We start from the raw sequence: 25,573 nt of genomic DNA on the forward strand, positions 1-25,573 counted from the left end.
AATGTAAATGCCTTTCACATTACAATAGATCGGGGTGCGTCCTGTGGTTTGCAAGGGATAATGTAAATCTTTTTTACATTATTTGGATTTGCACGTGTTTGTTGGGGGTTAGCAGGTGCCACGGCGCCATTGACGACGGGCATAGAACCAGCGAATGCTTGGCGTATGAGAACACTTGCCAGTCAGATCACCCGCTGTCCCCGCATCTTTACGGCCGATCAGGCGCAGGATGCGCGCGCGCTCTTTCCCGATGCGCCGCCCGAAATTGCCGCGCTTGTGGCGGGGGCGGGATCGACGTCGCCCTATCTTCTGGGGTTGATGCAAAAGGAAACCGACTGGTGTCATGCGGCCTTCGATGATCCCGCAGGGGCGGTGCAGCAGGTGATCGACAGCGCGGGCGCAGTGCCCCCGGACCAGTTGTCCAGTCATCTACGGCAGGGCAAGCGGCGCGTGGCGCTGATGACGGGGCTGGCTGATCTGGCGGGGGCTTGGTCGCTGGAGGAGGTGACCGGCGCGCTGACCGATTTCGCCGACGCCGCCGCCCAAGCCGCGCTGACCGCAGGGCTGAAAGCGCAGATCAAACGCGGCAAGCTGCCCGGCATGACGGAAGAGGACGCCGACAGCGGCGCAGGCATGGTCGTGCTGGCCATGGGCAAGATGGGCGCGCGCGAGCTGAATTATTCGTCCGATATCGATCTGATCTGCCTGTTCGACGAAACACGCTTTGACGCCAGCGATTTTCACGATGCCCGCACCGCCTTTGTCCGCGCCACCCGCGCGATGAGCGGGACGCTCAATGATCTCACGGGCGAGGGCTATGTCTTTCGCACAGACCTGCGGCTACGGCCTGATTCCGGTGTGACGCCCGTGTGCATCGCGATGGAAGCGGCAGAACGGTATTACGAAAGTCTGGGCCGCACATGGGAACGCGCCGCCTATATCAAGGCACGCCCGGCAGCGGGCGATCTGGCGGCGGGTGATCAGTTCCTCTCGGTGCTGCGGCCCTTCGTCTGGCGCAAGCATCTGGATTTTGCCGCGATTCAGGACGCCCATGACATGCGCCTTGCGATCCGCGAGCACAAAGGGTTGGGGGGCAGTGTCTCGCTTTCGGGGCACAATATGAAGCTGGGGCGCGGCGGCATCCGCGAGATCGAATTTTTCACCCAGACCCGTCAGCTGATCGCCGGCGGGCGCGACGCAGATCTGCGCGTGCGCGGCACTTGCGAAGGCATGGCCGTGCTGGCGGAAAAGGAATGGATCCCCGCAGAAGTGGCCGAGACGCTGTGCGATCACTACCGCGCGCATCGCACCGTAGAACACCGCGTCCAGATGATCCGTGATGCCCAGACCCATACGTTGCCCCAAACGGAAGAGGGGTTCGACCGGCTGGCCGCGATGATGGATATGGATGTCCCCGCGCTGCGCAGTGACCTTGAACGGCGGCTGGAAGAGGTTCACCAACTGACCGAAGGGTTCTTTGCGGGCTCGACCTCGCGCCCTGAAGCGGCCGCCGCGCCCGACGAACATGTCTTTGACGCCGCGATCGTGGACCGTTGGCTGAACTACCCCGCCTTGCGCAGCGCCCGGGGTGCGGAGCTTTTTGCAGAGCTGAAACCCGGATTGCTGGCGCGTCTCGCACGGGCCACCAAACCGGACGAGGCATTGCTGGCCTTTGACGGCTTTCTTGGCGGGCTGCCCGCAGGGGTGCAGTTATTCTCTTTGTTGAAGATCAACCCGCAACTCTCTGATTTGCTTGTCGATATCGTCAGCGCGTCGCCCGCGCTCGCTGCCTATCTGTCGCGCAATGCGCAGGTGTTCGACGCGGTGATAGGTGGGGATTTCTTCAGCGAATGGCCGGCAGAGGACGCTTTGGTCGACAGTCTGACAGAGGTGCTGGAGGCCGAAGAGGATTATGAGGCGCGGCTGGATACCTGTCGTCGATGGGCCAAGGAGTGGCATTTCCGGATCGGGGTGCATCACCTGCGCGGGCTGATTGATGCCGCGACGGTGGGCGCGCAATATGCCGATCTGGCGCGGGCGGTGTTGCGCGGGCTCTGGCCGGTGGTGATCGACGAATTTTCGCGCCGTCACGGGCCGCCGCCCGGGCGCGGTGCGGTGCTGGTCGGGATGGGGTCGCTTGGCGCGCGCCGCCTGACCGCTGCCTCTGATCTTGATATGATCGTGGTCTACGATTCCGCTGGCGTCGAAAGCTCTGACGGCAAGCGGCCGCTGGCCTCGCGGCTGTATTATGCGCGGCTGACGCAGGCGATGATCACCGCGATGACCGCGCCGATGGCCCAAGGCAAGCTGTACGAAGTGGACATGCGCTTGCGCCCATCGGGCACGCAGGGGCCGGTGGCGACGAGTTTAGCGAGTTTTGAAAGCTATCAGATGGGGCAGGCCTGGGTGTGGGAGCATCTGGCCCTGACCCGCGCCGATTGTGTGACCGGCCCCGATGAGTTGATGCAGGATGTTGCGCGCCTGTGCGACAAGGTGCTCGCCCGTTCACGCGACCGTGCCGATACCCTGCACGAGGTCGCGGCGATGCGCGCACGTCTGGCAACGGCCAAGGTGGCGGGCGGCATCTGGGATGCCAAGAACGGGCCGGGGCGCTTGCAGGATATCGAATTGCTGGCGCAGGCCGGGGCCTTGCTGGCGGGCACCACGGCGCGGGATATCGCCTCTGCGCTTGGGGATGCGGAGGCGCAGAGCGTCATTACCGCCGATCAGGCAGAGGTGCTGCGCCGCGTCTACCGCACCTGCTGGGCGCTGCAATCCGCGACGCGGCTGCTGTCATCCTCTGTCCTGCGCGAGGATTCTCTGGGGCAGGCGGGTTTGCGGTTTCTGTGCCGCTCCCTCGATGTGGACACGCCCGAAGAACTGCACGCGCATCTCGCGCAAAGCTACGATCAGGCCGCGACGATCATCGCCGATGCACTGGCCGCTTACGTAGATAAAGCGGACGGGGGCCAGGCATGAGCAAAGGGGACCCCAACGATCCCAAAGGGCTGATCTTTGAATCCTACCGCATAGAGGGGATCACCCAGGCGGAGTGTCGGTCAATCTTTCTGGATTGGGCGCTCAGCCTGCCAGCGGAAGCGGATACCAAAGCCGCCCTGCGCGCCTTGTTGGACAGCGTGGCAGCAGAGAAGCAAGACCATCCCATGACCGAAGTGATGCAAGAGGGGTTAATCGACATGGCCACGCCTCGGCGGCGCGGCGGCTGGCGCACCCGACCGCGCAGCTAGACAGGCCGACATTAAGGCGCAAACGTGCCGAAATACCCTAATGATGCCTTAGGTTTTGAACATTCTTGCCCCATTCCTGCCTTAATTGAGCAGCATTACCGTTACATGGCTGCACAATCCGTATCGTCAGCAGCTTTTGGAGGGGTAAATGAAACATCATAAACTGTTGATCGCTTTGGCCTGTGCCGCTGCCGTGTCCGGTTGTGCGCCGGCGGATATTGCCAGCCGGAATGCGATGTATGACACATCCTCGACCCGCATGTCCTTGCTGGACAATCTGAACGCCTACCAGCCCGATACGTTGCTGGACGCGGTGCATATCCAACACACCAACGTCTCTGTGCCCGATCACCTGCGGGTCGCACAAGCGCCAAGCCTGCTGCAATCGGCCGACATCGTCTGGCATGGCGAAGCAGACACGGACCGCCGCGATCAGGTGCGCGCGATCTTCGAGGCCGCGATCCGCCAGGGGGCGGTGACCGCCTATGGTCCCGTGCCCGCCGCGCTGGAGGTCGAGGTCTTGCGGTTCTACAACCCCGCCTCGGAAGCCCCGTCGGCAGAGTTTATCCTGACCGTCGTCGATGCGCGCAATGGCAACCCGTTGGCCGAACCCCGTCAGGTCGCGGTAGAGCTGAGCAGCTTTGCGCCCCCCGTCGCAGAGGCGCAGCCGGACAATGCGGTGATGATCCATGATCTGGCCCGTGCGATCGAACAGCAGCTCGCCACACCGGGCAGCTATAAACGCACGAAACTTGCCGCCTATTAAGGCAGCAATCGAACTCTGCGCTTCCCCAAACGCGCGGAACCGACTAATGGGGGCGGTATGACAACGCCCCTTTCCCCTCCCGCTTCGACCGACCCTTCCGATTTGCCTGTGGTGCGCCTGCTGCCCAAGGCGAATGCCCGCGCCATCCGGCACGGGTTTCCCTGGGTTTATGCCAATGAAATGGTCACCGACCGCCGCACCAAGGCGCTTGCGCCCGGCAGTCTCGCGCTGCTGGAAGACAGTGCCCGTCAGGTGATGGGGGTGGTCGCGGTGAACCCGGCCTCCAAGATCTTCTGCCGGATGCTGGACCAGAACGCGCAAGCCGTGGTGAACCAGAACTGGTTCGAGGCCCATATCAACCGCGCCGTGCAGCTGCGGGACCAGATGTATGACGCGCCCTATTACCGGTTGATCCACGCCGAAGCCGATGGGTTGCCCGGTGTGGTGATCGACCGCTTTGGCGATACGGCCGTCATTCAGGCCAACGCCGCATGGGCCGATGTGCATATCGATGCGCTGACAGCAGCGCTGGTGGAACAAACCGGCGTGCGCCACGTCCTCAAGAACGCGTCGGGCCGGACCCGCAGCCTTGAAGGGCTGGACGACGTAAGCGGTGTGCTGCATGGCGAGGCACCAAGCGCGCCTGTGCAAGTGCCGATGAATGGTGCTATCTATATGGCTGACCTCACCGGCGGCCAGAAAACCGGCCTGTTCTACGACCAACGCCCCAACCATGCCTTCGCGGCGAACCTGTCCAAAGGCAAACGCGTGCTGGATGTCTTTGCCCATGTTGGCGGATTCTCTCTCGCCGCGCTGGCAAATGGCGCGTCCTCTGCGGTTGCTGTAGATGGATCGGCACCCGCGCTTGAGCTGGCCCAGCAGGGCGCGGAGGCTATGGGCGTTTCGGACCGTTTTGCCACGCGCCAAGGCGACGCCTTCGACATCCTGACAGCCCTGCGGGCCGAGGGCGAAGAGTTCGACGTGGTGATCTGCGATCCGCCCGCCTTTGCCCCCGGCAAACCCGCGCTTGAAGCCGGACTGCGCGCCTATGAACGTGTGGCGCGTCTGGCGGCGCAACTGGTGGCCGAAAACGGCGTGCTGGGTCTGTGTTCCTGTTCCCATGCGGCGGATCTGACGCAGTTCCGCACCGCATCCGTGCGCGGTATCGGTCGTGCGGGGCGGCGCGCAGCGCTGCTGCATACCGGTTTCGCCGGACCTGACCACCCGCAGCTGCCGCAACTGGCCGAGACGGGATACCTCAAGTCGTTGTTCTTCCGCCTGTAATGGCGCTGCGCATCCTGATCGACGCCTGCGTGCTCTATCCCACCGTCATGCGCGAGATGGTGATGGGCGCGGCGCGGGCGGGGGTGTTTGAGCCGCTGTGGTCCGCGCGCCTGTTGGAAGAATGGGCGCGCGCCGCGATCAAGCTTGGCCCCGAGGGCGAGGCACAGGCCCGCGCAGAGATCGCGTTGCTGCGCGCCGCCTGGCCCAAGGCGGAAGTGCCCCCGAGCCCCGGTGTGGCGGCACGGCTGTACCTGCCGGATGAAAACGACGTGCACGTTCTGGCCGCCGCGATCACTGGCCATGCCGATATTATCATGACGCTGAATGCCAAGGATTTCCCCCGTGGCACCTTGGCTGAAGAGGGGTTGGCGCGGGTCGATCCCGACAGCTATCTGCACGGCGTCTGGCTGGCGCAGCCGCAGGTCATGGAAGCGGTCGCCGCACATATTCTGGAAGAGGCACGCCGCCTGTCAGGCCATCCGTGGGAGATGCGACCGTTGCTCAAGAAAGCACGGCTGCCGCGGCTGGCAAAGGCGCTTGGCTAACGGTCCCAGGCGGTTTGCAGCGCAGTAAGCGCGCCGATCCTGTCTGCGGTCTTCGGGTGGCTCAGCAGCCAGGCGGGGGCGGTGCCATGGTTGCTTTGGGTCAGCGCCTCCAGCTTCTCGAACAAGGAAATCTGTGGCGCGATGCCGATACCCGCTTTGGTCAGCAGGGCGGCGGCATATGCGTCCGCCTCGTATTCATCGCTGCGCGACAGGCGTGCGGCCAGTAGCGTCGCCAGCATATTGGCGATCCAGATGCCAACACCGGGGAGGATACGCCCCAAGATCATCCCAAGCGCCGCGCGCATGGCGTTCTGGCCGGAAAAATCGATCATCCGTCGCCGTGAATGCCCCAAGGCCACATGGCCGAGCTCATGTGCAATCACGCTCGCGAGCTCCTCGGCGGTGACGGCACCTGATTTGAATTTCTCGTAAAAACCACGGGTAATGAAGATACGCCCATCGGGGGCGGCAAGACCATTGACGGGGGCGACTTCGTAGATATGGACTTTGATCCGCGGCAGATCGAGGGCGCTGGCCAGTTTCGATGTCATCTCGCGCAGGGCAGGGTCGAGCAGTTCTGTCGATTTCTCGTCCAGCTCCTTCGCGGTGCGCCAAGCGGAAAAGCGATACATGGCAAGCCCGTAGAGCACGGCGAGAAGTATGGGGAGGATGCGGATCATGCACCCAATATGGACGCAGGTACGCGGGGTGCAAGTGTGGAATGAGTATTTGGGAAAAGGGTGAAGGGGTCGTGGTAGGGGCCGCGAGCGGGCGCGGCCCCTAGGGTAGGGTCATGACAGTTTTGCGTCCATCGTGATTTCGGCGGTCATCAGTTTGGAGATGGGGCAATTCTCCTTGGCGGTTTTAGTCGCCTCTTCGAACTGCTCTTGTGTGGCGTTGGGGATGACACATTCCACATCAAGGTGAATCTTCGGCACATGGAAGCCGCCGTCTTTTTGTTCAAGAAAGACCGTGGCCTTGGTTTCGATGCTATCGGCGACCAGATCGTAGTCTTCAAGGATCATTGACAGCGCCATGGAGAAACAGGACGCATGGGCCGCGCCGATCAGCTCTTCGGGGTTGGTACCGTCTTTGCCTTCGAAACGGGTGTTAAATCCGTAGGGCTGGTCGCTGATCACGCCGGTCTGGGTGGAGACATGGCCTTTGCCTTCTTTGAGGTTGCCTGTCCATTTGGCGGAGCCTGATTTCTTGATCATGGGAATTCCTTTCACCATTTGGGTCCATGGTGAAAACGCGGGGGCGCGGTGGAATGTTCCGATCTGTGGTGGGGTGGCGGCTGATTACCGGGTCAGCGTCTTCATCCCGCGGCTCAGCCCTTCGAGGGTCATGGGCACCATTGCCTCTGCGCCAAAGATTTCCTGCACCATTTTGATGGATTGGGTGTAGGGCCAGTATTTCTCGGGGATCGGGTTGATCCAGAGGTTGCTGTTCCATTGTTCGCGCGCCCGAGAGAGCCAGACCGATCCGGCCTCGGCGTTCCAGTGTTCATTGGCGCCACCGGGGTAGGCGATTTCGTAAGGGGACATGGACGCGTCGCCCACGAAAATGCATTTGTAATCCGGCCCGTAGGTGCGCAGCACTTCCATCGTGTCCAGCTGTTCCGTCCAGCGGCGACGATTGTCGCGCCAGACGCCTTCATACAGGCAGTTGTGGAAGTAGAAGTGTTCGAGGTGTTTGAATTCCGACTTGGCAGCGCTGAACAGTTCTTCGACGGTTTTGATATGCGGGTCCATCGAACCACCCACATCCAGGAACAGCAGCACTTTGACCGCGTTACGCCGCTCGGGTCGGGTTTTGACATCGAGGTAGCCATGTTCCGCGGTCGCACGGATGGTGCCGCCCAGATCAAGTTCGTCATTCGCGCCGTCACGGGCCCACCGGCGCAGACGTTTCAGCGCGACCTTGATGTTGCGGGTGCCCAGTTCGACCGTGTCGTCGAGGTTCTTGAACTCGCGTTTGTCCCAGACCTTGACCGCGCGCTGGTGGCGCGATTCATTCTGGCCGATGCGCACGCCTTCGGGGTTGTAGCCATAGGCCCCGAAGGGCGAGGTGCCTGCGGTGCCGACCCATTTATTGCCCCCCTGATGGCGACCTTTCTGTTCCTCGAGCCGTTTGCGCAGCGTCTCCATCAGCTTGTCAAAACCGCCTGCGGCTTCGATCTCGGCCTTTTCCTCGGGGGTGAGGTGCTTTTCGGCCATTTTTTCCAGCCACTCGTGCGGGATGTCCACGGCCTCCATCACATCGTCGAGGCTGATGTTTTCAAGGCCCGAGAAGGCGGCCGCAAAGGCGCGGTCGAATTTGTCGATGTTGCGTTCGTCTTTGACCATGCTGGTGCGCGCGAGATAGTAGAAGGCATCGACATCATAGGTCGCGAGCCCGGCTGCCATCCCGTCGAGAAAGGCGAGAAACTCGCGCATGGACACCGGCACCTTGTGTTGGCGCAGTTGGTCAAAGAACGGCAGAAACATGAATTACGCTCCGGTTAGGACTCGGTCCAGAACGACTGTAAGGATCATGCCGACGATGATAAAGGCCATCGCAAACCCGGCCGCGTATTGTGCGATATCCTTGCGGTTGCCGTTGCGTTTACGGGCGGTCAGCCCCCCGATAACAGCGCCGATCACGGCGAGAAGTATGACGATCATTTTAACCCGTTTCGCTAGTTATTTGAGCGGGTTAAGCGACGCGATCTCGCGCATTTTGGCCCGCACAGCCCAGTCAGAGCCAAATCCGTACCGTGCCCAGCCCAAACTGTCCAGCCTGACCGCCTGTGCCTCGGCCGCGCGGTTCTCAAGCTCGAGCGCTTCGGCGCGCAGCAACAGCAGGGTGCTGAGCAGGGCGGCGTTCTCGCGGCGGCGTGCGGTGTCGATATGCGGCGCGATCAGACGTAGCGCTTCGGCACCCTGACCCTTTGAGACCGAATAGGCCCCCAGTTGCGTCGCCACATAGGCGCGGTGCAGATCGGTGCCGGGGGTGCGGGCGTAGAAGAGGTCGGACATCTTGTATTGTTCATGCGCGGCTTCGGCATCACCTGATTGCAACGCGCGCCCCATGGCGTAATGGGCAAACGCGCGGCGGTGATCCTGCCAGCCCAGGCTTTGTGCGATCTTGATAGCGCTATAGGCCGCGTCCTGGCGTTGTCCGCTGGAGCGTCCGGGCCCGAGCGCGCCCTGAACGGCGGCATTCCAGGCGCGGGGGGTGCGGGTCAGAAAGCGTGCTTTGGTCGATGTGCCGCCCGGATTGATCCGTGCCAGAATACCCGGCAGGGCGTTTGCCACCTGGCCCCGTGTCATGCCCGACCGCAGCGCCGGATCGTAGTAGGCGCGCAGGATCATCATATCAAATCCGGTTAGTACCGTATGCACGTTGTCGTCGTTAAAGACAGAATCCGGCAGGCGATACAGATCGTTGAGAGGGCCAAGCGCTTGGGCCAGTTCTTCGTGCAAACAATCGCGGACCTCTTGCGGGCTGGCGTCATTCGGGATGAAGATCGACACGCGGCTGCGGGTTTTCAGCAAGGACCAGTTGGTCTGCGCGGTGCGGCGGACTTTCTTGTATTCATCAAGGCTGCTGACATTCGGGGCCACAAAACATGCGGCCTGGGGCAGCACCTTGCTGATGGTGCGACGGCTGACAGCTTCGACGGTGATATTGGCATTCGGACCGCTGGTGGGGCTGATGTCGATCCGGGCCTCTTGCCGCAAGCGATTGAGCAGCGCGGTCAGATCGGGACCAAGGGTCGGAGGCGGTGCACCGATGACGCGCACGGTGACCGGACCTTCGAAACGGGTGAAAACAGGGAGCTCCTTGCCGCTTTCCATGCGGAACGACAGTTCGATAAAATCGAGGCTGAGGTCGTTGTTGGATCGTGGTGCCGGCAGCGATTGATGCACAGTGAACCGTTTCATCGCGGGCAAAGAAGAGGTTGAGGCGGGTTCCATCGCGGCGCGGGTCACCACACCGGGATGCGAGGCCGGAACGCAGGCGCTGATCGCCAGCATCAAGGGCAGCAAAAGGTATTTCTTCATGGATGCGACCCCGTTGTGGCAGGTGCAGGGACCGCAAGGACAACTTTAACAGTCTCCAACACGCGGCGCACGAACGGTGCAAAAATCATATCCATCATCTACCTGACTGCCCTTTTGAGCTGATTACAGGTGTTTTTCGCCCGCCATCCAGACCATTCTAGGGAGCAACCATGTCAAAACAGAGAAAAATGTTAACAAATAAGGCAGGCTTATGACCATCGTTGCTTAGACGTCACAAATAGGACGGGCGCGTTTGCTGCCGTGAAATAGCGCGCGGGCGGTTGGATATTCCCTTTATGCGGGATCAGGGCGCGGCGCACCGCGCCCCTTTGGGGTCACTTTTGCGCGCGTGCCATGAAGGCAAGCCGTTCGAACAGATGCACGTCCTGTTCGTTTTTCAGCAGCGCACCGTGCAACTTTGGCAGGGCGGACTTGCCGTCTTTTTTCAGATCGGCGGCATCCATATCTTCGGCCAGCAACAGCTTGAGCCAATCCAGCACTTCCGACGTGGATGGTTTTTTCTTCAGCCCTTGCTGTTCGCGGATTTCGTAGAATTGGGTCAGCGCCGTGGTCAACAGGGTTTCCTTGATGCCGGGGTGGTGGACCTCGACGATCTTGCGCAGCGTGTCCATCTCGGGGAACTGGATGTAATGGAAGAAGCAGCGGCGTAAAAAGGCGTCGGGCAGCTCTTTTTCATTGTTCGAGGTGATGATGACGATGGGACGGTTTTCGGCTTTGATCGTCTCGCCTGTCTCGTAGACGAAGAACTCCATCTTATCGAGCTCTTGCAAAAGGTCGTTGGGAAATTCGATGTCGGCCTTGTCGATCTCGTCGATCAGCAACACGGTTTTGCCTTCGGCCTCAAATGCCTGCCACAGTTTGCCCTTGCGGATGTAGTTTTTCACATCATGCACACGCTCTTCGCCAAGCTGGCTGTCGCGCAGGCGGCTGACGGCGTCATATTCGTACAGACCCTGTTGCGCACGGGTGGTCGATTTGATGTTCCATTCGATCATGGGCAGGCCAAGGGCGGCTGACACTTGTCGGGCAAGTTCCGTTTTACCTGTGCCGGGCTCACCTTTTACAAGCAGAGGTCGTTCCAGCGTTACAGCCGCATTCACCGCAATCGTGAGGTCATCTGTGGCGACGTAATCTTGAGTACCTTGGAATTTCATCTTGTTTTCAACCTTCTTCAACGCGCTATTCTTGGTCCTTAAACCAACAAACATAAGCATTGTGTAGTGACAATCCGCTAACGCTGCGTTAGATGCACGCCACGGGAGTGATGTCGGGAGACGCGCCTTCATGACAGGATTTAAGACCGCGATGGGGAATGATATGAAGCAGGAAGTTTTTTTGGCGGATGGTTATACACCTGCCGAAGACGAGCCGTTCATGAATGATCGGCAAGTCGAATACTTCAGACGCAAACTACTGAACTGGAAAGCCGAGCTGCTGGCGGGAAGCCGGGACACGATCGAGGGCTTGCAAGACGGGACACGCAACATCCCCGATGTGAACGATCGCGCCTCCGAGGAAACGGACCGCGCGCTGGAACTGCGCACACGGGACCGCGCCCGCAAATTGGTCAGCAAGATCGACGGGGCGCTGCGCCGCATCGATGAGGGTGAATTCGGCTACTGCTCTGTCACCGGAGAGCCGATTTCGCTGAAGCGTCTGGATGCGCGTCCAATCGCCACGATGAGCCTTGAGGCGCAAGAGCGTCACGAGCGCCGCGAGAAAGTCCACCGCGACGATTGATCGTCCGGTAACGGGCCGCAAATGACGGCATTTGCGCGAGAATGATAATGAAAGCGCCGCGGTGAGAGCCCGGCGCTTTTGTGTATGAAGCTGGCAAGACAGGCTAAAGCGAAATGGGCATCAGCAACGCAATCGTTATTGGTGGGGGTATCGGCGGCCTGGCCGCCGCAGCGGCTTTATCGCGCCGCGGCATGGCTGTCACGCTGCTGGAGCAGGCTCCGGCGATCACCGAGGTCGGTGCCGGCCTCCAGATCAGCCCCAACGGTATCGCGGTGTTGCGTGCGATGGGGCTCGACGCCAAGCTGACCGAACGCGCGGCGGTGCGCGGGCAGGCGGTGGTCTTGCAGGATTACAAGGCCGGCGCGCGTGTGGCGCGGTTGGACCTGATGCGCGGGCAGGGCGCATATCCCTATATGTTCGTGCATCGCGCCGATCTGGTGGACATCCTGCTGGGCGCGGCCAAACGGGGCAATGTGACGGTAGAACTCGGGGCCGAGGTGGCAGAGGTGACCCCCGGAGCCACACCGCAACTGCGCCTGACCGATGGGTCGCGCCGACGGGCAGAGCTGATCGTTGATGCCTGCGGGATCCACAGCCGGGCGCGTGCGGTGTTGAATGGCGCGGATCAGGCAAAGTTCACCGGTCAGGTCGCGTGGCGCGCGGTTGTGCGCAATGATTTCAACCACCCAGCCGAGGCCCATGTTACCATGGGGCCGGGCCGGCATCTGGTCAGCTACCCTTTGCGCGGCGGGCGGCTGGTCAATCTGGTCGCGGTGGAAGAGCGTGACAGTTGGGCCGCCGAAGGCTGGAACCATGCGGACGATCCGGCAAACCTGCGAAAGGCTTTTGCGGGTTTTGGCGGGCGGGCTGCCGCGATGATCAATGCGGTTGAGGTCTGCACGCTTTGGGGGCTCCACCTGCATCCGGTTGCGCAGACGTGGCATCAGGGCGGGGTTGCTTTGCTGGGGGATGCCGCGCATCCGACGCTGCCGTTCCTAGCGCAGGGCGCCAATATGGCGCTTGAAGATGCATGGGTGCTGGCCGACAGCGTGCTGAACCACCCCGCAGAACAAGCGCTCGCCCGCTATCAAAGCCTGCGCCAAGCCCGTGTTACCCGTGTCGTCAAAGCGGCGGCAGGCAATGCCGCGCGCTATCACTTGCGCCCCGGGCCTTTGCGGTCGGCCGCGCATCTGGGGCTGAAACTGGGCAGCACCCTTGCACCCTGGGCGATGGTCGGCGCGTTCAACTGGCTGTACCACCATGATGTGACCGCGCCGAAATAGGCTCCCGTCGCCGTTACTTGGCCCGTTGCAACATGCCGAACAGATCCCGCGGATCTTCGGGGTCGGCCAGAAGGTCAAGCGGGTCGAACAGATCGGTCGCCTTGATCTGGTCGCGCACATAGCGCAGCGCCGAGAAATCCTCGATCGCGAAGCCGACGCTGTCGAACAGGGTGATCTGCTTGTCATCGGTGCGCCCCTGCGCCTGACCGGTCAGCACCTGCCAGATTTCGGTCACAGGGTGATCCGGTTCAAGCTGCTGTATCTCTCCCTCGATCCGGGTCTGTTCGGGGTATTCCACAAAAATCCCCGCGCGGTGCAGGATCGCGGGGGCAAGCTCGGTCTTGCCCGGACAGTCGCCGCCGATGGCGTTGATGTGGATGCCGCTGCCGACCATATTATCTGTCAGGATGGTGGCATATTGCTTGTCCGCCGTGCATGTGGTGACGATCTGCGCGCCCAGCATCGCTTCTTCCGCGGTGTCGCAGGGCACGACCTTGATGCCCAGACCTTGCAGGTTGGCGGCGCATTTGGCGGTGGCGTCTTTGTCGATATCATACAGCCGCACCTCGTCGATGCCGACAATGGCCTTCATGGCGAGGGTCTGGAATTCGGACTGCGCCCCGTTGCCGATCATCGCCATGACATGCGCGCCCTTGGGGGCCAGCAACCGCGCCACCACGGCAGAGGTCGCCGCCGTGCGCAGCGCCGTCAGCATCGTCATCTCGGACAGCAACACCGGATAACCGTTGGCCACATTCGCCAGCAAGCCAAAGGCGGTCACGGTCTGCAAACCGTCTGCGGTGTTCGAGGGGTGGCCGTTCACATATTTGAACCCGTAGACCTCGCCGTCCGAGGTCGGCATCAGCTCGATCACGCCCTGTTCCGAATGGCTGGCCACACGCGGGGTCTTGTCAAACAGCTCCCACCGTTTGAAATCCGCCTCGATATACTCCCCAAGTCCGATCAGCATGGGTTCAATCCCGATGTGGTGGATAAGCTTCATCATATTGTCGACGGAAACGAAGGGCACCAGCGCCTTGTCAGAGGGGGTCAGATTGGTCATGGTCGTGGTCCTTTACTCAAATCAATAGGCGCGGGTGGGGCGGTCGAATACGCGGCGGCCAAAGGCAGAGGCGGCTAGATCGACCATCAGCTGCGCGGTGCGGCCCCGTTCATCCAGGAAGGGGTTCAGCTCTACCAGATCAAGCGAGGTCATCAGCCCGCTGTCATGCAGCATTTCCATCACCAGATGGCCTTCGCGCACGGTTGCACCGCCGGGGACGGTCGTGCCAACCGCGGGGGCAACGGACGGATCAAGGAAATCCACATCGAGCGAGACATGCAGCATCCCGTTCGCCGCCGCGACCTTTTCAAGGAAAGTGTTCAGCGGCGTGGCGATGCCCGTCTCGTCGATCTCGCGCATGTCGACGCGCTGGATGGTGGTTTCCTGCAGGGCTGCACGCTCTGCCGCGTCGACAGAGCGCAGGCCGATGATGGCGATATTATCGTGCGGCAGCGGATAGGGCAGATCGGGGAAGGCATCAAAGCCCTCGCGCCCTGTCACATAGCCCAAAGGGGTGCCGTGCAGGTTGCCGCTGTCGGTGCTTTCGGGCGTGTGGAAATCGCTATGCGCGTCCAGCCACAGCACAAACAGGGGGCGTTCTTCCGCCTGCGCATGGCGCATCGCGCCCAGAACGGTGCCGGAGGCAAGCGCATGATCGCCGCCCATGATGATCGGGGTACCGTCCTGCAAGGCGGCTTGGGTGGCCTCGGCCAGACTGTGAGTCCAGGCGATGGTTTCCTCAAGCGCGTGCAGTTTCGGGTGCTGGCCGGGCGTGAAGGGCGCAGGCGCGACATTGCCACGGTCCGTGACGCTATGACCCAGATCGGTCAGCGCGCCCGCCAATCCAGCGGTGCGATAGGCATCGGGGCCCATCAGACAGCCCAACCGGCGCTTGCCGCTATCCAGCGGAGCCCCCAGAAGAATACAGTTTTGTCCAGACATGGGTGAGATCCTTTCGTCAGCGTTTCAGCGACGATATCTAGCTGGTCTGGTCAGAAACAATCATCTAAAGTGACCAAATCGGAGATTATTTGACCAAACTGGACAGCCAAAATGGACACAACGGACGAAGCAATTCTGGCCGCGCTGCGCGACGACGCGCGGGCGTCTCTGTCTGATCTGGCGGCGGCCTTGCGGCTGTCACGTACCACCGTGCGTGCGCGTCTCGCCCGTTTGCAACAAAGCGGAGAGATCCTGGGCTTTACCGTCGTAACGCGCTCGGACGTGCGTGCCGATCCGGTGCGCGGATTGATGATGATCGAGATCGAGGGCCGTGGCGCTGACCGCATCACCCGCACGCTGGCCGGTATGGCGGCGTTGCGTGCCGTGCATTCAACTAATGGCAGATGGGATGTGATCGTCGAGATCGGCACCAAAACGCTTGAGGAGTTCGACGAGGTTCTGGCCCGCATCCGCAAGCTCGACGGGGTGGTCGCGAGCGAGACGAGCCTTTTGCTCAAGACGCGCAAGGCAGGGCAGGCCGCACCTTAAGGCTGCGGCCTGCGAGATGGTTCAGCGCGGAGTGCGCGCGGCAGAGACCCAGAACGCCAGCAGGACGGCACAAATGACAGCGTTCCAACCCGCCATGGACAGACCGAAAAGCTGCCATACGATGTCATCACACATGACCAGACCGGACGGCGCGCTGGTGGACAGAAGATCGCTGCCGCTCATCGCGCCAAGGTCCATGCCGCCGCCTGTGCAGGACGACGGACCAGGCCAGAATTTCCATTCCACCCCCGCATGATAAACCCCGATCAGCCCCGTGATCGCCACCGACAGCGCGCCCAGCCAGATCAACGCCTGCGGCGCACCAAAGAGAACGATCACCCCGATGGCAATCGCCGCCGCATGGGGCCACCGCTGCCATAGGCACATTTGGCAAGGCGCATAGCCGCCGATGTGTTGGAACCCGAAGGCCCCCAACAGCAGCGCAGCAGACCCCAGCGTAGCAATCAGGACATAGGTGTTTCGCGTCATCACAGGTACCTCAGCAAGAAAAAGCTGCCGAACAGCAGCACGACAAATACCGTAAATACCAAAGGCAGACGGCGTTCAATAAAGTCGCGGATAGGTGCGCCAAATTTCCACAGCAGTGCCGCCACGATGAAGAACCGCAGCGCGCGCGCAAGGATCGAGGTCACGATAAAGGTCGCCAGCGGCATCCCCGTCCACCCCGACATGATTGTGATCACCTTGTAGGGGAAGGGCGTGACGCCTGCGGTCAGCACAGCCCAGAAGCCGACGCCGTTGAACCGGTCCGAGAATGCCGCCATCGCGTCGCCTTTGCCAAGGCTGGCAAGGATCGGTTGGCCCAGTTGTTCAAATGCAAGTGCGCCAATGGCGTATCCCAGCAGACCCCCCAAGACCGACGCGACCAGCGCGATCCCCGCGATCAGCCATGCGCGGTTCGGGCGCGCAAGGATCATCGGGATCATCAGCACATCCGGCGGAATGGGAAAAACAGAGCTTTCGAGGAATGCCACAACCGCAAGGGCCCAAAGCGCGTGCGGGTGGTTTGCCAGGCCCAGAACCCAGTCATATAGCCGTCGGATCATACTGCGGTCTCCGGTATTGTTTTCTGTTCAATGGCAACACCAGAACAATCGGACGAGGTCAAGCAAAAGCGGTAAAATTGCTCTTGCCGTGGGGCGCGTGGCACGGTAACAGACCCCCATTGTGCCCAAGTGGCGGAATGGTAGACGCAGGGGATTCAAAATCCCCCGCCGCGAGGCGTGCCGGTTCGAGTCCGGCCTTGGGTACCACCTTGTTCTTGCAAGGCTTTCCGTAAAATTCAGTTTTGATCGTCGATAGGTGTGAAGGTTGCTTTTGCAGCCTTGGCAATGTCGCGTCCTCTTGTCCGTTGCATATCAAAAGCCGCGCAGGGAATTGCTGCACGGCTTTGCGAAAGGATCCGTCTGGGGGTGTGGTCTGCGTTAAAGCTCGTTCGCCCAAGGCGGGTTGGCACCGGCGCGTGACACGGTGATGGCGGCAACGCGGGCGCCATATGTCATTGCGTCGCGCAAAGCGTCGGGATCAAGCGTGCTAAGGGCTTCAGGCGTCAGCAGGTCCAGTTCCGACAGCTTCGCCAGAAATCCCGCATTGAACGTATCACCGGCACCGATTGTATCGACGACGTTGGTCTTTACCGCAGGCACCGTGATGGATGTACCGTCTGCCAGCGTTGCTATGGCACCCTCGGCCCCTTGGGTGACAATCACAACCGACGGACCGGTGTCGAGCATTGCGCTGATCTTTTCGGCCTGCGTCAACGGGGCGGGGTTTAGCCAGTTAAGATCCTCGTCCGAGACTTTGACGATATCCGCCTGGCTGATCATCGCCGCCATCCGGCGGCGGTAGCCCTCCGCGTCGGTGATAAACAGCGGGCGGATGTTGGGGTCGATCATCACCGCCCGCGACCCGCCCTGACGTTCCAGCAAGGCAGCATAGGCGCTGGCACTGGGGTCGCTGGCAAGGCTGATACCGCCAAAGAAAAGCGCGGTGATATCGCTTGGCAGCGCTGGCATATCCTCGGCGCGGATCATCCGACCGGCGGAGTTTTCGTCGAAGAATGAATAGCTTGCCTGCCCATCTTCAAGTTTCACAAAAGCCAATGTGCTAGGACGGTCAGAGCGGATGATATGCGTGGTATCCACGTCACTGGCCTTCAGCGCATCGGCCAGCTGGTCGCCAAACATATCGCGCGACAATCCGGTCAGCATGCCCGCGCGGGCGCCCAAGCGGCCAAGCGCGATAGCGGTGTTAAAGACCGCGCCGCCCGAATGAGGCACAAACCCGTCCGGCCCGTCGAGCGACGGGGCAGCGACCATATCGATCAATGCCTCCCCGCAACACAGGATCATTGCCCCATCCCCGCGCGGTCACCGGCCAATGCGGCGGCCACATCCGGCTGATCGGTATAGACCGCAAGCGCGGCCTTGCAGCCTTCTGCCCAGATGAGCGAGAGCCAGTGTTCAAACGCCTCGGCAAAGGCCTGATGCTCGGCCAGATCGCCATAGATATGACGCTGCGCAAGCCAGAGCTGCGGCGCTTCGCGCGCGGCCAGGGCCACAGCGTTGAGGCGCGCCCACTGCGGGTCGTTCGGCTCGATCTCTGTCCCGTCCATGCGGGTGCCTGCACACATGCGAGCCCATAGCGCCTCTACCAGGGCCAGACCGGAGCAACTGCCCTTGGCCGCCAAGGCGTCGCGCAGGACCGGCAGGACAAACCCCGGATGCCGTGATGACCCGTCAAAAGCCACGCGCCGTGTGGTGTCGCGGATCGCGGGGTTGGCGAAACGTTTGGCAATCAGTTCGACATAGGCCGCCGGGTCTTGACCGGGCACGGCGGCGACGTAGGGGGCGATTTCCTCTGCCTCGATCTTGCGGAACATGGCAGAGGTCAAGGGGTGCGCCATGCAATCGGCGATGGTTTCCAGGCCCAGCAACTCTCCGGCGTTGGCCAAGACCTGATGTCCTGCGTTGAGGATGCGGATCTTCATCGCCTCGTAGTCATGCACAGCATCGGTAAAGATCGCCCCCGCCTTGTCCCAGTCGGGGCGTCCGGCGCAGAAGTCGTCTTCGATCACCCATTGGCGGTAGTTCTCGTGGGTCACCGGTGCCGCGTCATCGACGCCAAGGCTTTGCGCCAGCGCGATTTCGTCAGGGCCCGTGGCGGGCACGATGCAATCCACCATAGAGTTCGGGAAGCTGCAGTTTTGCTCGATCCACTGGGCAAGCGCCGCGTCACTTTGGCGGGCGAGGGTCACGACGGCTTGGCGCGTCGCGGTGCCATTGCCGCGCAGGTTGTCGCAGCTTTGGACCGTGAAAGGACCGTGGCCCGCATCGCGCCGCAGCTTGAGCGCGGCAATAATCGCGCCGAAAACCGTCTTGGGCTGATCGGGCTGCGCGCGGTCATGCTGGATATCGGCATGGGTCAGATCAAGCCCGCCGGTTTCGGGGTCTATGAAATAGCCGCCCTCGGTCACGGTCAGCGACACGATGCGGATCGCGGGATCCGCCATCGCGGCAATCAGCGGCGCGTTGTCTTCGGCGATGGGGGTGTAGTCGATCATCGAGCCGACGACCTCTGCCGTGACACGACCGGGGGCCAGTTCGATCAAAGTGGTCAGATAATCCTGCGCCTGAAGCTTGTCGCGCATCGCGCTGTCATAGGCCCGCACGCCGGCCCCGATCAGCGCCCAATCCTGCGCCAGACCCTGTTGCATCAGCTTGTGCAGATACCACGCCTGATGGGCGCGATGGAAGTTGCCCAGGCCGATATGGATGATCCCCGCCGAGAGCGAGCCGCGATCGTAGTCGGGCGTACCGATACGGGCGGGCAGGTCACCAAGGCGATCCAGAGACAGCGGCACCGGAGGCGGCGCGTCTGTGTTTGTTGTGGTCGGTTCATTCATGAGACCGCTTTCGTAGAAATCAAAATTAAAGGGCAGGGGCACGCGGCGCTTCATGCGATGCGTAGGCCGTTGGCGTCGAAGCGGTGAAGCGAGTCCTCGCGCGGGGTCAGGAACACTCGGTCACCGTGGCGCAAGCCCACTTCGCCGCGGGCACGGACGGTCATCATCTCGGTCAGGCCGGTGTCATAGACGTGGAAGAACGTGTCCGACCCCAGATGCTCCGACACTTTGACGACGCCGCTCCAGGTGCCTTCGGTTGTCGATACGTCGATGTGTTCAGGGCGGATGCCGATGGTATGCGCCCCGTGTTTGGCCGCCTCGGGGCCCGAGATCAGGTTCATCTTGGGCGAGCCGATAAAGCCCGCGACAAAGGTGTTGCGGGGTGTGTGGTAAAGCTCGAGCGGGGAGCCGACCTGTTCGATCACACCGGCCTGAAGCACCACGATCTTGTCGGCCATGGTCATCGCTTCGACCTGATCATGGGTTACATAGATCATTGTCGTCTCAAGCCGTTTATGCAGCTCGGAGATTTCAAGCCGCATGCCCACGCGCAAGGCCGCATCAAGGTTGGACAGCGGTTCGTCGAACAGGAAGGCCGCGGGTTCACGGACAATCGCCCGACCAATCGCGACACGCTGGCGTTGCCCGCCCGACAGCTGGCCGGGTTTGCGGTCCAGATAATCGGTCAGGTTCAGCGCCTTGGCCGCGGCATCGATGCGGCGGTTCTGTTCGTCCACGGGGATGCCCGCCATGCGCATCGGAAAAGCGATGTTCTTGCGCACGGACATATGCGGATACAGCGCGTAGGACTGGAACACCATTGCCAGACCGCGCTTGGCGGGGGGCACATGGGTGGCGTCCTGCTTGTCGATGCGGATTTGTCCGCCCGAGGTATCTTCGAGCCCCGCGATCAGGCGCAGCAGGGTGGATTTACCGCAGCCCGAGGGGCCGACAAAGACGGTGAATTCGCCGTCTTCGATGGTCAGGTCCAGCGGTGGGATGACTTCGACGTCACCGAAGCGCTTGGAAACCTTGTCTAATGTGATGCGTCCCATGGTTTTGTTTCCTTATTTCACTGCGCCAAAGGTCAGGCCGCTGACAAGTTGTTTCTGGCTGAACCAGCCAAGGATGAGGATCGGCGCGATGGCCATGGTCGAGGCCGCGCTAAGCTTGGCGTAGAACAAGCCCTCGGGGCTGGAATAGCTGGCGATAAAGGCCGTCAAAGGGGCAGCCTTGGCGGCGGCGAGGTTGAGGGTCCAGAAGGCTTCATTCCAGGCGAGGATCACGTTCAGAAGCAGCGTGGAGGCGATGCCGGGGATCGCCATCGGCGTGAGGATATACAGCACCTCTTCGCGCAGGCTGGCACCATCCATACGGGCTGCCTCCAGGATCTCGCCGGGGATTTCCTTGAAGTAGGTGTAAAGCATCCAGATGATGATCGGCAGGTTGATCAGCATCAGCACCACGACCAGCCCCAGCTTGCTGTCCAGCAGACCCATTTTGATAAAGATGAGGTAGATCGGATACAGCACCCCGACCGCTGGCAGCATCTTTGTCGACAGCATCCACAGCAGGATATCTTTGGTCCGGTTGGAGGGGACAAAGGCCATTGACCACGCGGCGGGAACGGCGATCAGGATGCCCAGAATGGTAGAGCCCCCCGCGATCACCACCGAATTCCACAAGAAGCGGCCGTAGTTCGAACGTTCCTGCACCGCGGCGTAGTTTTCCAGTGTCCAGTCAAAGAACAGGAACACCGGCGGGTCTGCAATCGCCTGGGCTTCGGTCTTGAAGCTGGTCAGGATGGTCCAGAGGATCGGGAAGAAAATCAGCAGCCCGACGCCCCATGCGAGTGCGGTGTTCAGAGCCTTGCGTTGTGTGGTCGTTGCACGTGCCATGACGGGCTCCTTATGCGTCGAGGTTCTTGCCAACCATGCGCATCAGGAAGATGGCAACGATATTGGCGAGGATGATGGCATAGACACCGCCGGCAGAGCCGAGCCCGATGTTCTGGCTTTCCAGCACACGCTGGAAGATCAGATAGGTCAGGGTTTTGGTGCCAAAGGCGCCTTGGGTGGTCACGAAAATTTCGGCGAAGATAGAGAGCAAAAAGATCGTCTGGATCAGCACCACCACCGTGATCGCCCGCGACAGGTGGGGCAGGGTGATAAAGCCAAAGCGTTTGACGGGCGATGCGCCGTCCATCTCGGCGGCCTCCAATTGTTCACTGTCCAGCGACTGGATCGCGGTCAGCAGGATCAGCGTCGCAAAGGGCAGCCACTGCCAGCTGACAATCAGAATAATGGATTGGGTCGAGGCTTCGGTCAGCCACACCAGCGGTTCAGCCCCGAACAGGCCCCACAGGTGGGCGAGCAGGCCGTTGACCGGATCCATGAACATGTTTTTCCAGACCAGCGCCGATACGGTCGGCATTACGAAGAACGGGGCAATCACGAGGATCCGAACGATCCCTTGACCCCACATCGGCTGGTTCAGCAAGACGGCGAGCAACACACCCAGAACGACGGTGATGAACAGGACGCCGCCCACGATCACCAGTGTCGCCTGAACCGACGGCCAGAAGGCGCTGGACGATACAAAGCGGACGTAGTTGTCAAAGCCGACCCACCCCAGATCACCGCCGCGCAGGGGCAGGTATTTGCGAAAGGAAAAATACAGCGTCATCGTCAGGGGGACGAGCATCCATCCCAGAAGCAGCACGACAGCGGGGGCCATCATCAGACGGGCGGCCGATCGTGAATGTTGCGTTGCCATTGAATATACCTCCTCCGTTGACGGGCTAGGGCCGTCCCGGACGATCATGCACGTGTTGGAAAAAAGGGGCCAGTCAGCAAGGGGGAGCTTTGCTGACTGACCCCGAGGGCGATCAGATCAGTAGCCGGCGGCTTCCATCTCATCGGTGGTCAACGCTTGGGCGTTGGCCAGGGCTTCATCGACGGACTGCTGTCCTGCCAGCGCGGCAGAGAACTCTTGACCGACCTGTGTGGCGATGCCTGCAAACTCCGGGATAGCTGCAAACTGCACACCGACGTAGGGCACCGGATCCACGGTTGGCGCGGTGGGATCAGCCGACAGGATGCTGTCCAGTGTCATCTGCGCGAAAGGCACCTTTTTGTATTCGGCGTTTTCGTACAGCGATGTCCGCGTGCCGGGAGGAACATTTGCCCAACCGTCTTTCTCGGCGACCAGCTCAAGATACTCTTTGGACGTGGCCCATTCGATGAATTCTTTCGCGGCGGCTTCGTTATCGGTGCCGGCAGGGATGCCAAGCGCCCAAGCCCACAGCCAGTTGCCGCGTTTGCCTTTGCCGGTGTCAGGTGCCAGCGCAAAGCCGACCTGATCCGCGACGGTGGAATCTGTCGGGTTGGTCACAAAGGACGCCGCAACAGTCGCGTCGATCCACATGCCGCATTTGCCCTGTTGGAACAGCGACAGGTTTTCGTTGAACCCGTTGTTCGCCGCACCCGGAGGGCCCGCGTCGTTCATCAGGTTCACATAGAACTCAAGCGTTTCTTTCCATGCGGGCTGGTCAAACTGCGCAGTCCAGCTTTCGTCGAACCAGCGTGCCCCAAAGGCGTTTGCTGTCGCGGTGAGGAACGCCATGTTCTCGCCCCAACCGGCCTTGCCGCGCAGACAGATGCCGTTGATGCCGGCGTCACGGTCGGTCATGGCGCGGGCGGCTTCAGCGACGAATTCCCATGTGGGCGCGTCGGGCATCTCCAGTCCGGCTTTCTCCATCAGGTCCTTGCGGTACATGATCATGGAGCTTTCGCCGTAGAAAGGGGCCGCATAAAGCGTGCCGTCGACGCTCAGACCGCCGCGCATCGCGGGCAGGATGTCGTCGGTGTCATATTCCGCCGACAGATCGTCCAGCGGCACCAGCCAGCCTTGCTTGCCCCAGATCGGGGTCTCGTACATGCCGATGGTCATGATGTCGAACTGCCCACCTTTGGTGGTGATGTCCGTGGTCACACGTTGACGCAGGACGTTCTCCTCCAGCGTGACCCATTCGACTTCGTGGCCGGTTTTGGCAGTAAAATCATCGGTAAAACCCTGCATCCGGATCATGTCGCCGTTATTGACTGTAGCGATTGTGATCGTATCCGCAGAAGCAGCGGCTGCCGTCAAAAGTGAAATGGCGGTCGCCGTTCGAAAAGCGTTCAAAACAAACATCTTCTACCTCCCTGATGAGATGTTAGCGACAAGCTTAGGGCTATTGGTGAACTCGCGTCAATTTGAATTTTACGCGCGTCTAGTTTTGCGATTTAGGCGCGTGTTTTCAATTCTTTAGGCAGAGCCCCTGAGCACGAGCTTGCCGTCAAACAGCGTCTCTGTACGCGAATCAAGAGAATCATCTGCCTCGATCAGGGCAAGCAGGGTGGTCGCGCTTTTCTCGGCAATGGCTTCGTAGTCTTGGGACACGGTGGTTAGACGCGGGCAGGTGAAGCGCGAGAAAGGATGGTCGTCATGGCCCGCGACGCGGAAGTCGTGGCCGGCCTCGATCCCGACGCTCATCCCCGCCTCGAAAATGGCGGACAACAGCCCGATGGCCAAACGGTCGTTGCTGCACAGTATTGTTTTCGACGGCAGGCTCCGGTCGCGGATCACGCGGGTGCCTTCGCGAAACCCGATCTCTTCGAATTCCCATCCCTCGCCACCGACCTGGATCAGATGCGGCGTCTGCCCCAGACGTTCCATCGCCCTGACATAGGCCGCGCGCCGTTTGTAGGCGTTGGGGTTCATCGGGTCTTTCATCTCGAAAAAGGCAGGCGGCTCGCCCGTGCGGCACAGATAGTCGACGATCAGATCAACGCTTTGTTCATTGTTGGAGCCTATGAACGCCTTGCCGACCTTATCGATGTTCGCATCGAACAGGACGGTAGGGACCTCTTCGGTAAAGGTCTGGATCTGCGCGTGATCAGAACTGCGCCCGAAAGCGGCCAGCAATACGCCCGCCGGTTTCAACATGCGCAGGTTTTCGAGGTTCTCCAGCTCCATCTCGGGGCTGCCGTGCGACCCGAGCAGAACGGGCCGGAAGCCCTGCCGCAAGATGTGTTCTTCGATCGTGCGGGCAATCTTGGCAAAGAAAGGGTCGGCCAGATGCGGCACCACGACGCCGATGTTCTTGGTCAAACGGCGGTTCTGGTTCATGGCGTAAAGATTGGGCCGATAGTCATATCGGTCCAGCGCTGCCTCAACCCGTTTGCGGGTGCTGCTACGCACGCTGGTGGGGTCGTTGAAGAACTTGGAAAGCGTCGGACGGGAGATCCCGCTGACGGCGGCAAACTCTTCCATATTCTTGATTTTCCGACTGCTCATCAAACGCTTCTTCTGGTGGTGGCAGAGGCCAAGTGACGACGCCATGTTCCTGTATCTGTTGGATCAGCATACTTGTCGCGCGGTAAATATCACCCCCTAACATCATGAGACAGTGGGATTTTGCTGCGAATTTGACCAAAATACCCTCTTGCGGTTGTAGCGGCAGATGTTCGCTCAAACGCATGTCCTCGTGTCAAACTTGTGGTGTCGGGCCTAAATAATCGGCATATGGCACCCCACCTGAGGTGCCGAAGAGTATCCTTTAGGTGGTATTGCGATTCGGTTTCGTGCTAGAAAACTGGCTGCGTTTTCGAAAAAATGGGCGCGGTCGCAAGCTATTGGTTCCAAATCGCGAATTCACGCCCCGCCACAGTCCCGCCACGCCGAATTTAATCGCAAAGATGGTTTATTGTGTCTGGCTGCGAAACAGTGCCGAGGGCTGGGTTTGAGAAATCATTAAAATTAGGTGAAAAACCCCGAAAAGCATCCGCTCCATCGAAATTCGCGCCCTGAGATGGGAAACAATGCGCTACCTATGCGTGCATATTCCGCGCCGCCGTCGAGTCAAAAAAGGCGGAAAAGAGGCGCGTCTGCGAATTCTTGCCATTTTTTCCTTCCAGCAACGTCAACGGGTAGGTAATAAGAACGTGCCCAACTGGGGGGCAAAGTTTTTTAGGTTTCGGGGGCGACCGCATCGAACGCACATGTTGTGCGGGGAAGATGTGTTCGCTTGGCTCATAAGAGCCGATGAATATACCACTGCCGGTTGCGCGGCAGCGGGCAGCTGTCTGCGGCTGATCCTCCCTTCAGGACGGTAG

At 60.9% G+C, this 25,573-nt stretch carries 25 protein-coding genes and 1 tRNA gene; 9 read left to right on the plus strand and 17 right to left on the minus strand.

The genetic code is table 11. The features are described 5' to 3' along the window. The first annotated feature begins 165 nt into the window (after positions 1-165). From C1J04_RS09240 to C1J04_RS09260, 5 genes are all read left to right on the plus strand, one after another. On the plus strand, positions 166-2,979 hold the full coding sequence (locus C1J04_RS09240) for a bifunctional [glutamine synthetase] adenylyltransferase/[glutamine synthetase]-adenylyl-L-tyrosine phosphorylase (protein WP_009826954.1): 2,814 nt from the start codon (positions 166-168) through the stop codon (positions 2,977-2,979). Then, complete coding sequence (locus C1J04_RS09245) at positions 2,976-3,248, plus strand: hypothetical protein (RefSeq protein WP_009826955.1); 273 nt, start codon at positions 2,976-2,978, stop codon at positions 3,246-3,248. Before C1J04_RS09240 ends, C1J04_RS09245 begins: the two co-directional genes overlap by 4 nt. Positions 3,249-3,396: 148 nt before the next feature. After that, positions 3,397-4,014, plus strand: coding sequence for a DUF6778 family protein (locus C1J04_RS09250; protein ID WP_005853320.1), 618 nt, complete (start codon positions 3,397-3,399; stop codon positions 4,012-4,014). 57 nt (positions 4,015-4,071) lie between these two features. After that, positions 4,072-5,298 (plus strand): RSP_2647 family RNA methyltransferase, encoded by a 1,227-nt coding sequence (locus tag C1J04_RS09255; RefSeq protein WP_050766229.1) that lies wholly within the window; start codon positions 4,072-4,074, stop codon positions 5,296-5,298. Beyond that, complete coding sequence (locus tag C1J04_RS09260; RefSeq protein WP_009826957.1) at positions 5,298-5,843, plus strand: RSP_2648 family PIN domain-containing protein; 546 nt, start codon at positions 5,298-5,300, stop codon at positions 5,841-5,843. Before C1J04_RS09255 ends, C1J04_RS09260 begins: the two co-directional genes overlap by 1 nt. Here the strand turns inward: C1J04_RS09260 and C1J04_RS09265 are convergent. The 6 genes from C1J04_RS09265 to C1J04_RS09290 all read right to left on the minus strand — a co-directional run bounded on the left by C1J04_RS09265 (position 5,840) and on the right by C1J04_RS09290 (position 11,067). Further along, positions 5,840-6,523, minus strand: a complete 684-nt coding sequence (locus C1J04_RS09265; RefSeq protein ID WP_009826958.1) for a M48 family metalloprotease — start codon at positions 6,521-6,523, stop codon at positions 5,840-5,842. The genes C1J04_RS09260 and C1J04_RS09265 overlap by 4 nt on opposite strands. Before the next feature lie 111 nt (positions 6,524-6,634). Continuing rightward, positions 6,635-7,060: an OsmC family protein gene (locus tag C1J04_RS09270; RefSeq protein ID WP_009826959.1), complete on the minus strand. Its 426-nt coding sequence runs from the start codon at positions 7,058-7,060 to the stop codon at positions 6,635-6,637. Between the two features lie 84 nt (positions 7,061-7,144). Further along, the gene (locus C1J04_RS09275; protein WP_009826960.1) at positions 7,145-8,332 is read right to left on the minus strand and encodes a vWA domain-containing protein; all 1,188 of its coding nucleotides are present in this window, start codon (positions 8,330-8,332) and stop codon (positions 7,145-7,147) included. 3 nt (positions 8,333-8,335) lie between these two features. Beyond that, entirely contained in the window at positions 8,336-8,509 is a 174-nt protein-coding gene (locus C1J04_RS09280; RefSeq protein WP_005853331.1) for a hypothetical protein, read from the minus strand. Between the two features lie 18 nt (positions 8,510-8,527). Continuing rightward, on the minus strand, positions 8,528-9,892 hold the full coding sequence (locus C1J04_RS09285; RefSeq protein WP_005853333.1) for a DUF2927 domain-containing protein: 1,365 nt from the start codon (positions 9,890-9,892) through the stop codon (positions 8,528-8,530). Between the two features lie 335 nt (positions 9,893-10,227). Beyond that, positions 10,228-11,067: an AAA family ATPase gene (locus C1J04_RS09290; RefSeq protein WP_009826961.1), complete on the minus strand. Its 840-nt coding sequence runs from the start codon at positions 11,065-11,067 to the stop codon at positions 10,228-10,230. Between the two features lie 163 nt (positions 11,068-11,230). On the opposite strand from C1J04_RS09290, the gene dksA reads away from it, so the two are divergent. Next, positions 11,231-11,653 carry an RNA polymerase-binding protein DksA gene (gene dksA, locus C1J04_RS09295; RefSeq protein ID WP_037945012.1) on the plus strand — a complete coding sequence of 141 codons (423 nt, stop codon included), beginning with the start codon at positions 11,231-11,233 and terminating at the stop codon, positions 11,651-11,653. A 113-nt stretch (positions 11,654-11,766) separates the two neighbouring features. Continuing rightward, entirely contained in the window at positions 11,767-12,936 is a 1,170-nt protein-coding gene (locus tag C1J04_RS09300; RefSeq protein ID WP_009826962.1) for an FAD-dependent monooxygenase, read from the plus strand. Positions 12,937-12,949: 13 nt separating this feature from the next. Here the strand turns inward: C1J04_RS09300 and C1J04_RS09305 are convergent, their stop codons facing one another. Both C1J04_RS09305 and rocF read right to left on the minus strand, forming a co-directional pair. Then, the gene (locus tag C1J04_RS09305) at positions 12,950-13,999 is read right to left on the minus strand and encodes an ornithine cyclodeaminase (protein WP_009826963.1); all 1,050 of its coding nucleotides are present in this window, start codon (positions 13,997-13,999) and stop codon (positions 12,950-12,952) included. Positions 14,000-14,020: 21 nt separating this feature from the next. Further along, the gene (gene rocF / locus C1J04_RS09310; protein ID WP_009826964.1) at positions 14,021-14,941 is read right to left on the minus strand and encodes an arginase; all 921 of its coding nucleotides are present in this window, start codon (positions 14,939-14,941) and stop codon (positions 14,021-14,023) included. Positions 14,942-15,052: 111 nt separating this feature from the next. Here rocF and C1J04_RS09315 point away from each other — a divergent pair, with 111 nt between their 5' ends. After that, a complete protein-coding gene (locus C1J04_RS09315; RefSeq protein ID WP_005853345.1) occupies positions 15,053-15,490 on the plus strand; it encodes an Lrp/AsnC family transcriptional regulator in 438 nt (145 codons plus the stop codon). A gap of 21 nt (positions 15,491-15,511) precedes the next feature. On the opposite strand, the gene C1J04_RS09320 is transcribed toward C1J04_RS09315, so the two are convergent. Next, entirely contained in the window at positions 15,512-15,979 is a 468-nt protein-coding gene (locus C1J04_RS09320; protein WP_114865348.1) for a disulfide bond formation protein B, read from the minus strand. Then, on the minus strand, positions 15,979-16,557 hold the full coding sequence (locus C1J04_RS09325) for a YqaA family protein (RefSeq protein WP_009826966.1): 579 nt from the start codon (positions 16,555-16,557) through the stop codon (positions 15,979-15,981). The genes C1J04_RS09320 and C1J04_RS09325 overlap by 1 nt, the downstream gene beginning before the upstream one ends. A 123-nt stretch (positions 16,558-16,680) precedes the next feature. Here C1J04_RS09325 and C1J04_RS09330 point away from each other — a divergent pair. Beyond that, a tRNA-Leu gene (locus C1J04_RS09330) sits at positions 16,681-16,764 on the plus strand. 171 nt (positions 16,765-16,935) lie between these two features. Here C1J04_RS09330 and C1J04_RS09335 read toward each other — a convergent pair. The 7 genes from C1J04_RS09335 to C1J04_RS09365 form a co-directional block, all read right to left on the minus strand. Beyond that, positions 16,936-17,862, minus strand: coding sequence for a carbohydrate kinase family protein (locus C1J04_RS09335; RefSeq protein ID WP_009826967.1), 927 nt, complete (start codon positions 17,860-17,862; stop codon positions 16,936-16,938). Then, positions 17,859-19,415, minus strand: a complete 1,557-nt coding sequence (locus C1J04_RS09340; RefSeq protein WP_254655182.1) for a mannitol dehydrogenase family protein — start codon at positions 19,413-19,415, stop codon at positions 17,859-17,861. The genes C1J04_RS09335 and C1J04_RS09340 overlap by 4 nt, the downstream gene beginning before the upstream one ends. 50 nt (positions 19,416-19,465) lie before the next feature. After that, the gene (locus tag C1J04_RS09345; protein ID WP_009826969.1) at positions 19,466-20,470 is read right to left on the minus strand and encodes an ABC transporter ATP-binding protein; all 1,005 of its coding nucleotides are present in this window, start codon (positions 20,468-20,470) and stop codon (positions 19,466-19,468) included. A 12-nt stretch (positions 20,471-20,482) separates the two neighbouring features. Next, complete coding sequence (locus tag C1J04_RS09350; protein WP_009826970.1) at positions 20,483-21,313, minus strand: carbohydrate ABC transporter permease; 831 nt, start codon at positions 21,311-21,313, stop codon at positions 20,483-20,485. 10 nt (positions 21,314-21,323) lie between these two features. Beyond that, positions 21,324-22,190, minus strand: coding sequence for a carbohydrate ABC transporter permease (locus C1J04_RS09355; protein ID WP_005853360.1), 867 nt, complete (start codon positions 22,188-22,190; stop codon positions 21,324-21,326). A 117-nt stretch (positions 22,191-22,307) separates the two neighbouring features. Next, complete coding sequence (locus C1J04_RS09360) at positions 22,308-23,609, minus strand: ABC transporter substrate-binding protein (protein ID WP_037944212.1); 1,302 nt, start codon at positions 23,607-23,609, stop codon at positions 22,308-22,310. Between the two features lie 114 nt (positions 23,610-23,723). Beyond that, positions 23,724-24,755, minus strand: a complete 1,032-nt coding sequence (locus C1J04_RS09365) for a LacI family DNA-binding transcriptional regulator (protein WP_037944213.1) — start codon at positions 24,753-24,755, stop codon at positions 23,724-23,726. Between the last annotated feature and the right edge of the window lie 818 nt (positions 24,756-25,573).

The organism is Sulfitobacter sp. SK025, assembly GCF_003352105.1.
In the GTDB taxonomy this organism is placed as follows: Bacteria; Pseudomonadota; Alphaproteobacteria; order Rhodobacterales; family Rhodobacteraceae; genus Sulfitobacter; species Sulfitobacter pontiacus.

Coding starts and splice junctions, on each gene's coding strand:
- C1J04_RS09300 (WP_009826962.1), top strand. CDS start 11,767: ATGGGCATCAGCAACGCAATCGTTATTGGTGGGGGTATCGGCGGCCTG.
- C1J04_RS09275 (WP_009826960.1), bottom strand. CDS start 8,332: ATGTTTCTGCCGTTCTTTGACCAACTGCGCCAACACAAGGTGCCGGTG.
- C1J04_RS09365 (WP_037944213.1), bottom strand. CDS start 24,755: ATGAGCAGTCGGAAAATCAAGAATATGGAAGAGTTTGCCGCCGTCAGC.
- C1J04_RS09265 (WP_009826958.1), bottom strand. CDS start 6,523: ATGATCCGCATCCTCCCCATACTTCTCGCCGTGCTCTACGGGCTTGCC.
- C1J04_RS09245 (WP_009826955.1), top strand. CDS start 2,976: ATGAGCAAAGGGGACCCCAACGATCCCAAAGGGCTGATCTTTGAATCC.
- C1J04_RS09325 (WP_009826966.1), bottom strand. CDS start 16,557: ATGATCCGACGGCTATATGACTGGGTTCTGGGCCTGGCAAACCACCCG.
- C1J04_RS09280 (WP_005853331.1), bottom strand. CDS start 8,509: ATGATCGTCATACTTCTCGCCGTGATCGGCGCTGTTATCGGGGGGCTG.
- dksA (WP_037945012.1), top strand. CDS start 11,231: ATGAAGCAGGAAGTTTTTTTGGCGGATGGTTATACACCTGCCGAAGAC.
- C1J04_RS09340 (WP_254655182.1), bottom strand. CDS start 19,415: ATGAATGAACCGACCACAACAAACACAGACGCGCCGCCTCCGGTGCCG.
- C1J04_RS09360 (WP_037944212.1), bottom strand. CDS start 23,609: ATGTTTGTTTTGAACGCTTTTCGAACGGCGACCGCCATTTCACTTTTG.
- C1J04_RS09250 (WP_005853320.1), top strand. CDS start 3,397: ATGAAACATCATAAACTGTTGATCGCTTTGGCCTGTGCCGCTGCCGTG.
- C1J04_RS09290 (WP_009826961.1), bottom strand. CDS start 11,067: ATGAAATTCCAAGGTACTCAAGATTACGTCGCCACAGATGACCTCACG.
- C1J04_RS09315 (WP_005853345.1), top strand. CDS start 15,053: ATGGACACAACGGACGAAGCAATTCTGGCCGCGCTGCGCGACGACGCG.
- C1J04_RS09335 (WP_009826967.1), bottom strand. CDS start 17,862: ATGATCCTGTGTTGCGGGGAGGCATTGATCGATATGGTCGCTGCCCCG.
- C1J04_RS09285 (WP_005853333.1), bottom strand. CDS start 9,892: ATGAAGAAATACCTTTTGCTGCCCTTGATGCTGGCGATCAGCGCCTGC.
- C1J04_RS09320 (WP_114865348.1), bottom strand. CDS start 15,979: ATGACGCGAAACACCTATGTCCTGATTGCTACGCTGGGGTCTGCTGCG.
- C1J04_RS09350 (WP_009826970.1), bottom strand. CDS start 21,313: ATGGCACGTGCAACGACCACACAACGCAAGGCTCTGAACACCGCACTC.
- C1J04_RS09305 (WP_009826963.1), bottom strand. CDS start 13,999: ATGACCAATCTGACCCCCTCTGACAAGGCGCTGGTGCCCTTCGTTTCC.
- C1J04_RS09240 (WP_009826954.1), top strand. CDS start 166: ATGAGAACACTTGCCAGTCAGATCACCCGCTGTCCCCGCATCTTTACG.
- rocF (WP_009826964.1), bottom strand. CDS start 14,941: ATGTCTGGACAAAACTGTATTCTTCTGGGGGCTCCGCTGGATAGCGGC.
- C1J04_RS09355 (WP_005853360.1), bottom strand. CDS start 22,190: ATGGCAACGCAACATTCACGATCGGCCGCCCGTCTGATGATGGCCCCC.
- C1J04_RS09345 (WP_009826969.1), bottom strand. CDS start 20,470: ATGGGACGCATCACATTAGACAAGGTTTCCAAGCGCTTCGGTGACGTC.
- C1J04_RS09255 (WP_050766229.1), top strand. CDS start 4,072: ATGACAACGCCCCTTTCCCCTCCCGCTTCGACCGACCCTTCCGATTTG.
- C1J04_RS09270 (WP_009826959.1), bottom strand. CDS start 7,060: ATGATCAAGAAATCAGGCTCCGCCAAATGGACAGGCAACCTCAAAGAA.
- C1J04_RS09260 (WP_009826957.1), top strand. CDS start 5,298: ATGGCGCTGCGCATCCTGATCGACGCCTGCGTGCTCTATCCCACCGTC.